Annotated in this window: 12 protein-coding genes; 8 read left to right on the forward strand and 4 right to left on the reverse strand. The window is 74.9% G+C overall.

Features of this window, described 5'->3' with window-relative positions; all coding sequences use genetic code 11:
- Nucleotides 1-169 precede the first annotated feature (169 nt).
- The 3 genes from hrcA to ACU610_RS01070 are packed head-to-tail and all read left to right on the forward strand — an operon-like array spanning nt 170 to nt 3121.
- Entirely contained in the window at nt 170-1192 is a 1023-nt protein-coding gene (gene hrcA / locus ACU610_RS01060) for a heat-inducible transcriptional repressor HrcA (RefSeq protein WP_446765874.1), read from the forward strand.
- A gap of 16 nt (nt 1193-1208) precedes the next feature.
- Nucleotides 1209-2333, forward strand: a complete 1125-nt coding sequence (dnaJ, locus tag ACU610_RS01065; protein WP_446765875.1) for a molecular chaperone DnaJ — start codon at nt 1209-1211, stop codon at nt 2331-2333.
- A 20-nt stretch (nt 2334-2353) separates the two neighbouring features.
- The gene (locus ACU610_RS01070) at nt 2354-3121 is read left to right on the forward strand and encodes a 16S rRNA (uracil(1498)-N(3))-methyltransferase (protein WP_446765876.1); all 768 of its coding nucleotides are present in this window, start codon (nt 2354-2356) and stop codon (nt 3119-3121) included.
- 226 nt (nt 3122-3347) lie between these two features.
- Here the strand turns inward: ACU610_RS01070 and ACU610_RS01075 are convergent, their stop codons facing one another.
- The 4 genes from ACU610_RS01075 to ACU610_RS01090 are packed head-to-tail and all read right to left on the reverse strand — an operon-like array spanning nt 3348 to nt 6641.
- A complete protein-coding gene (locus ACU610_RS01075) occupies nt 3348-4292 on the reverse strand; it encodes an ABC transporter permease subunit (protein ID WP_446765877.1) in 945 nt (314 codons plus the stop codon).
- The gene (locus tag ACU610_RS01080; protein WP_446765878.1) at nt 4187-4963 is read right to left on the reverse strand and encodes a hypothetical protein; all 777 of its coding nucleotides are present in this window, start codon (nt 4961-4963) and stop codon (nt 4187-4189) included. Before ACU610_RS01080 ends, ACU610_RS01075 begins: the two co-directional genes overlap by 106 nt.
- Nucleotides 4960-5706 (reverse strand): phosphonate ABC transporter ATP-binding protein, encoded by a 747-nt coding sequence (locus tag ACU610_RS01085; protein ID WP_446770679.1) that lies wholly within the window; start codon nt 5704-5706, stop codon nt 4960-4962. Before ACU610_RS01085 ends, ACU610_RS01080 begins: the two co-directional genes overlap by 4 nt.
- Complete coding sequence (locus tag ACU610_RS01090) at nt 5703-6641, reverse strand: putative selenate ABC transporter substrate-binding protein (RefSeq protein ID WP_446765879.1); 939 nt, start codon at nt 6639-6641, stop codon at nt 5703-5705. Before ACU610_RS01090 ends, ACU610_RS01085 begins: the two co-directional genes overlap by 4 nt.
- A 300-nt stretch (nt 6642-6941) precedes the next feature.
- On the opposite strand from ACU610_RS01090, the gene ACU610_RS01095 reads away from it, so the two are divergent.
- The 5 genes from ACU610_RS01095 to ACU610_RS01115 all read left to right on the forward strand — a co-directional run bounded on the left by ACU610_RS01095 (nt 6942) and on the right by ACU610_RS01115 (nt 12180).
- Nucleotides 6942-8120 carry an ABC transporter substrate-binding protein gene (locus ACU610_RS01095; RefSeq protein ID WP_446765880.1) on the forward strand — a complete coding sequence of 393 codons (1179 nt, stop codon included), beginning with the start codon at nt 6942-6944 and terminating at the stop codon, nt 8118-8120.
- A gap of 137 nt (nt 8121-8257) precedes the next feature.
- Entirely contained in the window at nt 8258-9133 is an 876-nt protein-coding gene (locus ACU610_RS01100) for a branched-chain amino acid ABC transporter permease (RefSeq protein ID WP_446765881.1), read from the forward strand.
- On the forward strand, nt 9133-10950 hold the full coding sequence (locus tag ACU610_RS01105) for a branched-chain amino acid ABC transporter ATP-binding protein/permease (protein WP_446765882.1): 1818 nt from the start codon (nt 9133-9135) through the stop codon (nt 10948-10950). Before ACU610_RS01100 ends, ACU610_RS01105 begins: the two co-directional genes overlap by 1 nt.
- The gene (locus tag ACU610_RS01110) at nt 10947-11678 is read left to right on the forward strand and encodes an ABC transporter ATP-binding protein (RefSeq protein WP_446765883.1); all 732 of its coding nucleotides are present in this window, start codon (nt 10947-10949) and stop codon (nt 11676-11678) included. Before ACU610_RS01105 ends, ACU610_RS01110 begins: the two co-directional genes overlap by 4 nt.
- A gap of 142 nt (nt 11679-11820) precedes the next feature.
- Nucleotides 11821-12180: a histidine triad nucleotide-binding protein gene (locus ACU610_RS01115; RefSeq protein WP_446765884.1), complete on the forward strand. Its 360-nt coding sequence runs from the start codon at nt 11821-11823 to the stop codon at nt 12178-12180.
- Nucleotides 12181-12186 lie beyond the last annotated feature (6 nt).

The raw sequence follows: 12186 nt of genomic DNA on the forward strand, positions 1-12186 counted from the left end.
GGGGGCGCCGCGAGCCCTGCCGAGCTCCGCGACGGGACCGCCGTCCCGACGTATGCTGATCTGGCACTCTGTCAGCGCGAGTGCCAGCGCCCGCGACCCGTCGTCCGGGCGCCGGGGGCTCCGGAAGGAGCGCCGCCCGACGCGTCGACCGGTACGGGGAGGTGTCACCGTGGCGCACGACGAACGCCGCCTGCAGGTCCTGCGGGCCATCGTCCAGGACTACGTCTCGACCAACGACCCGGTGGGCAGCAAGGCCCTCGCCGAGCGGCACGACCTCGGCGTCTCGCCGGCCACCATCCGCAACGACATGGCCGTGCTCGAGGAGCAGGGCTACATCACCCAGCCGCACACCAGCGCCGGCCGGGTACCCACCGACAAGGGCTACCGGCTCTTCGTCGACCGGCTCTCGGCGATCAAGCCGCTGTCGGTCGCGGAGAAGCGGGCGATCGAGCGCTTCCTCGACGGCGCCCTCGACCTGCACGACATCCTCAGCCGCACCGTGCGGCTGCTGGCCCAGCTGACCCACCAGGTTGCCGTCGTCCAGTACCCGACGCTCTCGCGCAGCGCCGTCCGCCACCTCGAGGTGGTGCAGGTGGCCACCGCCCGGCTGCTGCTGGTGCTCATCACCGACACCGGCCGGGTCGAGCAGCGGCTCGTCGACTGCCCGGTCGACGTCGACCACGACGACGTCGCCGACCTGCGCGCGCTGCTGCTCCAGACCTTCGCCGGGGCCAAGCTGGCCGACGCCGCGGGCCTCGTGCCCGACCTGCTGGACACCGCCCCGCCGCCCCTGCGCCGGCTGGTCGCCGCGGTCAGCGCCGCCCTGGTCGAGACCCTGGTGGAGCCGGGGGAGGACCGGCTCGTCGTCGGCGGGACGGCGAACCTCGCCCGGGCCGCCCTGGACTTCCCCGGCAGCCTGCGCCCGCTGCTGGAGGCGCTGGAAGAACAGGTCGTCGTCCTGCGGTTGATCAGCGAGGTGGACACCGGGGGCGCCGTGCTCGTGCGGATCGGCGAGGAGAACGCCCACGAGGCGCTCTCCGGTGCATCGGTCGTGTCCGTGGGGTACGGCTCGGGTGACCGCGCCCTCGGCGGGCTCGGCATCGTCGGCCCCACCCGCATGGACTACCCGACCAACATGGCCGCGGTGCGTGCCGTGGCCCGCTACGTCGGCCAGATCCTGGCCGAGAGCTGAGGTAAGAGACTTCTCGATGGCAACCGACTACTACGGCGTGCTCGGCCTGACCCGCGGAGCCTCCGACGCCGAGATCAAGAAGGCCTACCGGCGGCTAGCCCGGGACCTGCACCCGGACGTCAACCCCGACCCGGCGGCCAAGGAGCGCTTCCAGGAGGTCAGCCGCGCGTACCAGGCCCTGACCGACCCCGAGAAGCGCCGCATCGTCGACCTCGGCGGCGACCCGTTCGACAACGGCGCGGGGGCCGGGGCCGGCGGGTTCAGCGGGGCCGGCTTCGGCGGGCTCGGCGACATCATGGACGCCTTCTTCGGCGGCGGGGCGACCACGCGCGGTCCGCGCAGCCGGGTCCGCGCGGGCGGTGACGCGCTCATCCGTCTCGACCTCGACCTCGACGAGACGGTGTTCGGCACCACCAAGGACATCACCGTCGACACCGCCGTCCTCTGCGACGTGTGCACCGGCGCCGGCACCGCTCCGGGCACCCACGCGACCACCTGCACCACCTGCTCCGGCCGCGGTGAGGTGCAGAGCGTGCAGCGCTCCTTCCTCGGTCAGGTCGTGGCCAGCCGCCCCTGCCCGACCTGCGCCGGCACCGGGCAGGTCATCCCCGAGCCCTGTCACAAGTGCGGTGGCGACGGGCGGGTACGGGCCCGGCGGACCATCCCGGTCAAGGTCCCGGCGGGCGTCGAGGACGGCATGCGCATCCGGCTCACCGGCCACGGCGAGGTCGGACCCGGCGGTGGGCCCGCCGGCGACCTGTACGTGGAGATCGCCGAGCGGCCGCACCCCGTCTTCACCCGGGACGGCGAGGACCTGCACTGCCGGGTCACCCTGCCGATGACCGCGGCCGCGCTCGGCACCACCCTCACCCTGGACACCCTCGACGGGCAGGAGGAGGTCGACATCCGGCCGGGCACCCAGTCGGGCAGCGTGCTCACCCTGCGCGCCAAGGGCGCGCCGCGGCTGCGCGCCACCGGCCGCGGCAACCTGATGGTGCACGTCGAGGTCGAGACGCCGACCCGCCTGGACGCCGAGCAGGAGAAGCTGCTGCGGGAGCTGGCCGCGCTGCGCGGCGAGGACCGCCCGGCCGCCGCCGGTGCCGAGGGCCACGGCGGGCTCTTCTCCCGGCTGTTCAAGTGAGCGAGCTCGCACGCTCACCCATGAGCGCCGTCCCGACCGACGACCGGCTGCCCGAGCTCGACGGGGCGCCGCTGTTCCTGCTCGACGAGCTGCCCGACACCGTCGACCTGCTGGTCGACGGCGCCGAGGGCCGGCACGCCGTCGACGTGCTGCGGCTGACCCTCGGCGAGCGGGTGCGCGTCGGCGACGGGCGCGGCACCGTCGCCGAGGGCGAGGTCGTCGCCGCCGGGCCGCAAGGGTTGCGGGTGCAGGTCTCCGCGCGCCACGAGGTGCCGCCGCCGGCCCTGGAGCTGGTGCTCGTGCAGGCGCTGCCGAAGGGCGAGCGCGGTCCGCTGGCCGTCGAGCTGGCCACCGAGCTCGGCGTCGACCGGATCGTGCCCTGGGCGGCCTCCCGCTGCGTGACGCGCTGGCGGGAGGACCGTGCGGCCAAGGGCGTCGCCAAGTGGCGCGCGGCGGCCCGGGCGGCCAGCAAGCAGTCCCGCCGTCCGCATGTGCCCGAGGTGACCGACGTGCTGACCACCCGCCAGGTGTGCGGCGCGCTGGCCGACGTCGACCTGGCGCTGGTGCTGCACGAGCAGGCCCGCCACCCGATGGCCCGCGTCGACCTGCCGACGTCGGGCTCGATCGCGGTGATCGTCGGTCCCGAGGGCGGGCTCAGCGACGGCGAGGTGGTCGCGCTGACCGCCGCCGGCGCCCGCCCGGTGCGGCTGGGCCCAGAGGTGCTGCGCACCTCGACGGCCGGCGCCGCCGCCCTCGCCGCCCTCTCTGTCCGCACCCGCTGGGCGTGACGGCGGTCCGTGTCGATGATCAGCTGAGCTGATCGTCGCGGGTCCTGGCTCACTCCTGGTCGTCAGCCGGGACCGGGGACGCCGAGCCAGGACGAGTGGCGCCGGGTCGTCGCCTGTGACGCGTCGTGCGGCGTCGCAGGCGCACTCGGGACGTCCGGCCGACCTCACCGTCGGGGCGCCGTCCTCGCGCTGCAGCAGGACGGCGATCGGACTGTGTGGACGGCTGTCAGCGCAGGGCGGTGCGGGCGCGGTCGCTGACCAGGTCGACCGCCCAGGTCAGGACGACGACCGCCGCGAGCACCGTCGTTCCCGCGGCCCAGTCGAAGGTCGCCAGCTCCGAGGCCAGCAGCGCACCGAGGCCGCCGGCGCCGAGCAGCCCGACCAGCACGGTGTCGCGGATGGCCACCTCCCACCGGTACAGCGCGTAGGCCAGCACCGGCCCGGCCGCCTGCGGCAGCACCCCGTACAGCCACGTCCCTGCCGGCGGGGCGCCCAGCGCGGTGAGCGCCGCCCGCGGCCGCGGGTCGAGCTCCTCGGTGGCCTCCGCCACCAGCCGACCCAGCACCCCCAGCGTGTAGACACCCAGCGCCAGCGCGCCGGGGAGCACGCCGGGCAGCAGCACGAAGAGCAGCACCAGCGCCCACACCGGCGGCGGCACGGCACGCAGCAGGAGCAGCCCGCCGCGAACCAGCGCCCCCGCGACCCGCCGTGCGGGCGACGGCCGCCCGGCCGGCCGCGCCGCCGGACCGGCGAGCAGCACCGCACCCAGCAGCGCGACCGCGACCGCGACCACCGACATCTGCACCGTGTCCACCGCCAGCGCGCCGGTGGTGCGCAGCAGGTCGCCGTCGGTCGCCGGAGGCCAGGCCGCGCCCAGCACGTGACCCAGCTGCGCGACCGTGCCGTCCGACACCAGCGACGCCGGCGACAGCGCCAGGTACCAGCACGACCACCCCACCAGGACGACGGCGCCGACGACCGCCGCGGTGAGCACCGGGTCGCGGCGGGCGGACGACGGCGGCGCGGCCAGTCGCCGGCGCACCGCCCGCCCGGCGACGTCGGCGGTCAGGCAGAGCAGCGACAGCGCGTAGACCGCGCTCCACACCTGCTCCCAGCGCAGCGACGCGAACGACAGCGCCAGCTGGTAGCCCAGCCCGCCGGCGCCGACCATCCCGAGGACGACGGCCGAGCGGACCGCGCACTCGAGCCGTAGAACGCGTAGGAGAGCAGCCCACCCGCGGCCGGCGGCAGCAGCCCGTACAGTGCGGCCGCCGTCCGCCCGGCCCCGGCCGCCCGCAGCGCCCGGTACGCCCCCTGCGGCACCTCGTCGACGAGGTCGGCGAAGACCTTGGCGGTCACCGCGCCGTAGGGCACCCCGATCGCCAGCACGCCCACCCACGGGTCCAGGCCGAGCACGTTGACCAGCAGCAGCCCCCACACCGCCTCGTGCAGCCCCCGCGGGACGGCGAGCACGCCGCGGGCGGCCAGCCAGCCGGCGCGGCGCCGTCCCCACGTGGTGCGCGAGACGAGCAGCGCCCCCACGGCACCGAGCGCGAGCGCGAGCGCGGTGCCGGCCGCGGCGTAGGCGACGGTGACCAGCGCCGACCGGACGAGCAGGCCGAGGAACTCCGCGTCGACCGCCGGGTCCAGCGCCGCGGCGGCGAACCGGCCGAACTGCGCCGTCCCTGCGGGGTTGAGCACCTCGCCGCTGAACAGCCCGGCGCCGGCCAGCGACCAGACCAGCGCCGTCCCCGCACCGAGACCCCAGGCCCAGCGACGCCGGTCGCGCCGCAGTCGCGGGGGAGCCGGCCGCACCGGCCGGTCGAGGGCGAGCCCGGTCACGACGCGGCCCCGTAGAGCTCCGCGAGATCGGCGGCCGACAGCGCGGCCACCGGGGCGTCGAGCACCACCCGCCCGCCGGCCAGCCCGACCACCCGGTCGCAGTGCCGGCGCACCAGCCCGGGATCGTGCAGTGCCGCGACCAGCGCGCCGCCGCGGGTCCGCGCCGGCTCGCCGAGCAGCGTCAGCGCCCGGTCGGCGAGCACCGGGTCGAGGGCGGACGCCGGCTCGTCGGCCAGCACGAGGTCCGGCTGCTGCACCAGCAGGCGCGCGAGGGCCACCCGCTGCCGCTGGCCGCCGGAGAGCCGCTCGGTGCGCTCGAACGCGCGGTCGGCCAGGCCCACCCGGTCCAGCGCGGCCAGCACCTCGGGCAGCCCCCGCGGGCGCACCAGCGACCAGGCCGCCCGCGCCGACGACCAGTCCGCCAGCCGGCCGGCGTTGACGTTGTGCACCACGCGCAGCCGGCCGACCAGCTCCAGCGACTGGTGCACCGTGCCCACCCGCGCCAGCAGCCGGCGCCGGTCCCGCCCGGACAGCGCCGCGGGGTCGGCCCCGTGCACCCGCACGGTGCCGGCGGTGGGCGGCACCGTGCCGTTGGCCAGTGCGAGCAGCGTGGACTTGCCCGCTCCAGAGGCGCCGACGAGGGCGACCCGCTCGCCGGGACCGACCTCGAGGTCGACCCCGGCCAGCGCCGTCGTCCCGCCGTACCGGACCGTGACGTCGTCCAGCCGCAGGACGGTGGTCAGCTGACCAGCCCCAGGTCGCGGCCGATCTCCTCGATCCGGTCGTAGTCCGACGCCCGCGCCGGCACGAAGGCCCCCGCACCGAAGAGCTCCAGCACCGGGGAGCCGGCGGGCAGGCCGGTGAGGAAGTCCCGCAGCCGGTCGGCGAGGTCGGGGACGCCGGTCCGCTCGGCGGCCTGCGGGCCCAGGAGCCAGTGGTAGTCGTGGTACGGCGGGCTCTCGGCGTAGCGCACGACCGCCGGGTCGACCGCGCCCTGCTCGCTGCGCGACCGCCAGACCTGGGAGTTGAGCACCCCCGCCTGGTAGCTGCCGGAGGCGACCAGTGCCAGCGTCGCGTCGTGCGAGCCGGCGAAGCCGGGGCCGCCGGGGAAGCCCTGCGGGTCGACGCCGGCCTCGCGCAGGAACCAGGCGGGCATCAGCCGTCCCGACGTCGAGGTCTCGCTGCCGTAGGTGAACCGCAGCGGGGACAGCGCGGTCAGGTCGTCGGACGGCGCCAGCCCGGTGCCGGCGTTGACCACGAACACCGAGGTGAAGGCCTGGTCGATGTCGCGCTGGGCGATCGGCTCGGCCCCGGGGGTCTGCAGTCGCGCCTGGACGCCGGTGAGGCCGCCGAACCAGACGAGGTCGAGGTCGCCGGTGCGGAAGAGGGAGACGGCCGCGGCGTAGTCGGTGACCGGCGTGTACTCCACCTCGAGGTCGAGCGCGGCGGAGATCGCGTCGGCGACGGTGCCGTACAGGCGCTGCAGGACCTCCGGGTCCTGGTCGGGGATGGCGCCGACACGCAGCGGGCCCGGGGAGGTGGAGGCGGCGGTGCGGCCGCAGCCGGCGAGCCCGGCGGCGAGCGCGGCACCCGCGGCGAGGAACGAGCGGCGGGAGAGTGCGGGGAGGAGGGACTGGGTTCCGGGGCCACCCGACCGGGCGACGCTGCGGGTGCTCACTACGTCCGGGCGCGGGGCTGGGCGACGGGCACGGGACACCTCCGGAGTCGGGGACTGGTCGGGCCCATCCTGTACCGGCTGCGGCCCCGCCGTGACCCGGGGCTGCCGTGACCGGCCCCCGGGTCACGTTCTGGGCACGGTGCCACCGTCCGCGACGGACCACCGCCCGCAGGTGCCTACTGTGTCGGCTGCCAGTCGCCGACCGGACACCGGCCGGCCACACGACGTCCGTGCGACAGTGCGCCGGGCCCCGGCCGCCCGTGGGCCGCGACGGGCCGTCGTGCACGACCAGGGAGAGACATGCGCGTTCCACTCAGCACCGCCGCCGCTGCCACCGCGGCGGTCCTCCTCCTCGCCTCCTGCGGCTCCGGCGACGGAGGCGGCAGCGGTGCGGCCGCCTCCGGCGAGCTCGCCGGAGAGGGGAGCGGGGACTCCTGCACCATCGAGGGTGAGGTGCCCATCGGCGCCGTGCTGAGCCTGACCGGTGCCGCGGCCAGCTACGGCGAGTCGCAGCAGCGGGGGCTGGAACTGGCTGCCGCGCAGCTGGCCGAGAAGGGCGGCGTCACCTACGACCTGCGGATCGAGGACGACCAGACCGACCCGCGCCAGGGCATCACCCTGTTCGACCAGTTCGTGTCCGACGGCGTGAGCCTGATCATCGGTCCCACCCTGTCCAACGCCGCGGTGCAGGCCGACCCGATCGCCCAGGAGGCGGGGGTTCCCGTGCTGGGCATCTCCAACACCGCCGCCGGCGTCACCGAGATCGGCGACTACATCTTCCGGAACTCGCTCACGGAGCAGGCGGTGATCCCGCAGACCATCGCCACGGCCACCGAGGAGTTCGGGCTGCAGGACGTGGTGGTGATGTACAGCAACGACGACGCGTTCACCGAGTCCGGCTACGAGGCCTTCGCGGCCGCGCTGCAGGAGCAGGGCGTCACGGTGAGCGAGACGCTCACCTTCTCCAAGGCCGACACCGACTTCCGCGCCCTGCTGACCCAGGCCCAGCAGAGCGACCCCGACGCGCTCGTCGTCTCCGCGCTGATCGAGGCCGCCATCCCACTGGTGACCCAGGCCCGTGAGCTGGGCATCGACGTGCCGATCATCGGCGGCAACGGGTTCAACAACCCGCGCCTCATGGCGGACGCCGGTCCGGCGGCCGAGGGCGTCGTCGTGGGCGCCGCCTGGAACTCCGCCTCCGACAACCCGGAGAACACCGCCTTCCTGGCGGACTTCGAGGCCGAGTACGGCTCTCAGCCCGACCAGTTCGCCGCCCAGGCCTACGCCGGCCTGATGCTCGTCGACCAGGCCGTCCGCGCCAACTGCGCCGCCGACCGGGAGAGCCTCAAGGAGGCGCTCGGCCAGCTGGAGAACGTCCCGACGGTGCTCGGGGCGTTCTCCATCGACGAGAACCGGGACGCCGTCCACCCGGCCGTCGTGCAGGTCGTCCGGAACGGGGCGTTCGCCGTCCTGGAGTGAGCCGTGTGTCCCCTCCGGCCGGGTGGACCGGCCGGAGGGGGCTCTCGGTACCGTCCGCGCGGTGGTCCGGTGCACGCGACCACCGCGCGGGGCCCCGGCAGGCCGGGGTCTGCAGACACGATCAGACAGGGACGGCTGTGCAGCAGCTCCTCAACGGGATCTTCATCGGTTCGATCTACGCGCTGTTCGCCATCGGCTTCACCCTGGTCTTCGGGATCCTGGACCGGCTGAACCTGGCGCACCCCGCGGTGTTCGCCGTCTCGGCCTTCGTGGGCATCGAGCTGGTCGAGCGGGGTGGGCTGTCGCTGTGGGCGGCGCTGCCCGTCGTGTTCGTCTTCGGCGCGGTGCTCGGTCTGGTGATCGAGCGGCTGGCGTTCCGCCCCCTCAAGGGCCGGGCCGACGCCCACTTCGCCGGGCTGATCTCCTCGATCGCCCTGGCCGGGATGCTCATCGCGCTCCTGCAGTGGCGCTACGGCCCGGACACCCGCCGGTTCCCGGCCGGGTCGTTCCCCGAGACCCGGTTCGACGTGGCCGGCGCGCAGGTGACCCTGGTCCAGGTGGTCATCCTGGCCGTCTCCCTCGCGCTCATGGTGGGGCTGACGTACATGGTCACCAGGACCCGACTGGGCCGCGGCATGCGCGCCGTCGCGGAGAACCCGACCGCGGCCCGCGTGCTCGGCGTGAACGTCGACCGGATCACCGCCGTCACGTTCGCCATCTCCTCGGCGCTCGGGGCGGTCGCCGGCGTGCTGTTCGCCATCAACGTGAACACCGCCCAGCTCGGCATGGGCGCGGCCATCGAGCTCAAGGGACTGGCCATCATCATCGTCGGCGGCATGGGCTCGCTGCCGGGTGCGCTCATCGGCGGTCTCGTGCTGGGGCTGGCCGAAGTGTTCGCCGTCCAGTACATCGGGTCGTCCTGGCGAGACGTGATCGCTTTCGGGCTGCTGTTCCTGATCCTGCTGGTGCGCCCGCAGGGTCTGCTCGGCGCCCGGAGGGTCCGGGAGGTCTGATGCTCGCCCAGTACGCCACCACGCTGACCTTCATCGCCCTGGGCGCGATCTTCGCCTACTCGTTCTACGCCGTCCTGGTCGCCGGGCAGCTGAGCCTCGGCCAGGCCGGGTTCGCCTCCCTGGCGGCCTTCTCGGCGGCCAGCCTCGCCCCCAGCGGGGACGACGTCGGCGACGTGCCCGCGCTGCTGACCGCCGTCGTCATCGGCATGGCGGTCGGCGCACTCGCCGCCGTCGTGCTGGGTCTGCCGACGATGCACCTGCGGGGCGTCTTCCTGGCCATCGCCACCCTCGGGTTCGCCGAGGCGGTGCGTGTCGTCCTGCTGAACCTCGAGTGGACCGGCGGCGCGCAGGGGCTCGCCGTGCCCCGCATCCTCACGGTCGGGATGGCCTGGACGGCGCTGGCCGTCGTCGCGTACTGGTTCTGGCGGATGGGCCGCTCCCGGTACGGCCGGGCGCTCGAGGCCATCCGCGAGGACGAGCTCGCCGCGCGCTCCATGGGCGTCGACGTGGGTCGCCACCGACTCGCCGCCTTCGTCACCGCCGGTGCGGTGGCCGGCCTGTACGGCGTGCTGTTCGCCTACTACGTGCGGCTCATCGCACCGGGTGACTTCGACTTCACCGCCGCCGTGGACGGTCTGGTCACCGCCGTGCTCGGGGGCTCCACCATGTTCCTCGGCCCGCTGCTGGGCAGCGGGTTCCAGACGATGATCCCCGAGGTCCAGCGGGCGGTCGGGGTGGAGGCGGGCTGGATCCGTCCCTTCCTCGCCGGCCTGCTGCTGCTCGTGGTGATCCTCTTCCTGCCGGGTGGGCTGGCGAGCCTGATCCCGCGGCGCACCCGCGTCCCGTCGGCGGGGGCCGACCCCGCGCCGCGCCTGGCCGCCCGCCGGCACCCCGCCGCCGGCGAGCCGGTGGTCAGCCTGACGGGCCTGGCCAAGGAGTACGGCGGGGTGCACGCCGTCCGCGGCATCGACCTGGAGATCCGCAGCGGCGAGGTCGTGGGCCTGATCGGCCCGAACGGCGCGGGCAAGACCACCCTGGTGAACATGATCAGTGGCCTCGTGCCGCCCTCGTCGGGCAGCGCCACCGTCCTGGGGACGACGATCGGGCGGACCCCCGTGCACAAGGTGGCGGCGGCGGGTGTGAGCCGCACCTTCCAGCACTCCAAGCTGTTCAACCGGCTGTCGGCGCTCGAGAACGTGCTCGTGGGTGCGCACCTGGTCAGCCGACCGACCTTCCTGCGCCGCCTGCTGTGGCTGCCCTCGGCCCGCCGTGACGAGCGGGCGGCCCTCGAGCACGCGGCCCGCTGCCTGCAGCGGGTGGGGCTGGCCGACCTGGCCGGCAACCGGGCGTCGTCGCTGTCCTACGGCGACCAGCGCCGGCTGGAGATCGCTCGAGCACTCGCCTCGGAGCCGTCCCTGCTGATCCTGGACGAGCCGGCCGCCGGCATGAACCACGTCGAGGCGGCGAGGCTGTCCGAGCTCATCCGGTCGCTGGCCCGTGACGGGCTGACGATCCTCTTCATCGAGCACAACGTCGGCATGGTCCTGGAGACCTGCACCCGGGTCGTCGTCCTCGACTTCGGTGAGGTCATCGCGAGCGGCTCGCCGGCGGAGATCGCTGCCGACCCGGCCGTGATCGAGGCATATCTCGGCACGGCGGACGACGAGCTGGACGGCGGATCCGTCGCCGAGGGGACCCTGGCCGGCCCGACCGGGGGCAGCGGCGCCGTCGCCGCGCCCGGCGCCGTCACGAACGTGGACCCGAGCGCGGCGGGCACGCTGGGCCTCCCGGACACCACCCCGAGGAACGCGACATGAGCAACCCCATCCTGAGCGTGGAGGACCTGCGGGTGAGCTACGGGCGGGTCGAGGCCGTCCGCGGGGTCTCCTTCGCCGTCGAACGGGGCTCCCTGGTGACCCTGGTCGGGGCCAACGGCGCCGGGAAGTCCTCGGTCATCAACGCCGTCTCGGGGATGCTGCGCCCGGCGGGCGGGCGGATCACCTTCGAGGGACGGGACGTGACCCGGACGCCGGCCCACAAGCTGGTGGGCCGCGGGCTGGTGCAGGTCCCCGAGGGCCGGCAGATCCTGGCCACGCTCACCATCGAGGAGAACCTCCGGATGGGCGCGTGGCACACCGGCGGGACCGCTCAGCAGTCCATGGACGCCATGTACGACCGCTTCCCGGTGCTCGCGGAGCGCCGGGCGCTGCCCGCCGGATCGCTCTCCGGCGGTGAGCAGCAGATGCTCGCCATCGCCCGTGCCCTGGTGGCCCAGCCCAGGGTCATGCTCATGGACGAGCCCTCCATGGGGCTCGCGCCCAAGATCGTCGACGAGGTCTTCCGGGTGATCGAGGAGATCCGGGCGTCGGGCACCACCGTGGTGCTCGTCGAGCAGAACGCCCGCAGGGCGCTCCGCGCTGCCGACCACGGCTACGTGCTGCAGAGCGGCGAGGTCGTCCACTCGGGCCCGGCGGCCGAGCTGCTCGCCGACGAGCGCATCGTGCAGGCCTATCTGGGGGTCGAGACCACGCCCGGCCAGCGGTGACGCCCCGGCCCCGTCCCCGGCAGGCCCCGTCCGGAGGCTCGCCGCGGCCCCGTCCAGGGCACCGCCCCGAGCCTGCGGGGGGCGGGCAGGAGGGGTCCTTCCACGAGCGGTGGGGAGGACGGGGTCCTTCTAGGGTCGTCGTGTGACCGACTGCCTGTTCTGCCGGATGGTGGCCGGGGAGATCCCCGCCGACGTCGTGCACGAGACCGACCGGACGTTCGCCTTCCGGGACATCAACCCGCAGGCGCCGACCCACGTCCTGGTCGTGCCGAAGGAGCACCACCCGACGGTGGCCGCGCTGGCGCAGGCCGACCCCGACCTGCTCGGCGCGGTCGTCCGCGCGGCCGGGGAGGTGGCGGTCCAGGAGGGACTGGCCAGCGAGGACGGCGTCGAGCCCGGCTACCGCGTGGTCACCAACACCGGCCCCGCCGCCGGGCAGACCGTGCACCACGTGCACCTGCACGTGCTCGGTGGCCGCGACCTCCGCTGGCCGCCCGGCTGAGCGACG

It is taken from the genome of Geodermatophilus sp. URMC 61 (genome assembly GCF_052931555.1).

Excerpts from the sequence above, each read along its gene's own strand:
- ACU610_RS01105 (WP_446765882.1), top strand. The coding sequence starts at position 9,133 with ATGCTCGCCCAGTACGCCACCACGCTGACCTTCATCGCCCTGGGCGCG.
- ACU610_RS01070 (WP_446765876.1), top strand. The coding sequence starts at position 2,354 with ATGAGCGCCGTCCCGACCGACGACCGGCTGCCCGAGCTCGACGGGGCG.
- ACU610_RS01075 (WP_446765877.1), bottom strand. The coding sequence starts at position 4,292 with ATGGTCGGCGCCGGCGGGCTGGGCTACCAGCTGGCGCTGTCGTTCGCG.
- dnaJ (WP_446765875.1), top strand. The coding sequence starts at position 1,209 with ATGGCAACCGACTACTACGGCGTGCTCGGCCTGACCCGCGGAGCCTCC.
- ACU610_RS01110 (WP_446765883.1), top strand. The coding sequence starts at position 10,947 with ATGAGCAACCCCATCCTGAGCGTGGAGGACCTGCGGGTGAGCTACGGG.
- ACU610_RS01095 (WP_446765880.1), top strand. The coding sequence starts at position 6,942 with ATGCGCGTTCCACTCAGCACCGCCGCCGCTGCCACCGCGGCGGTCCTC.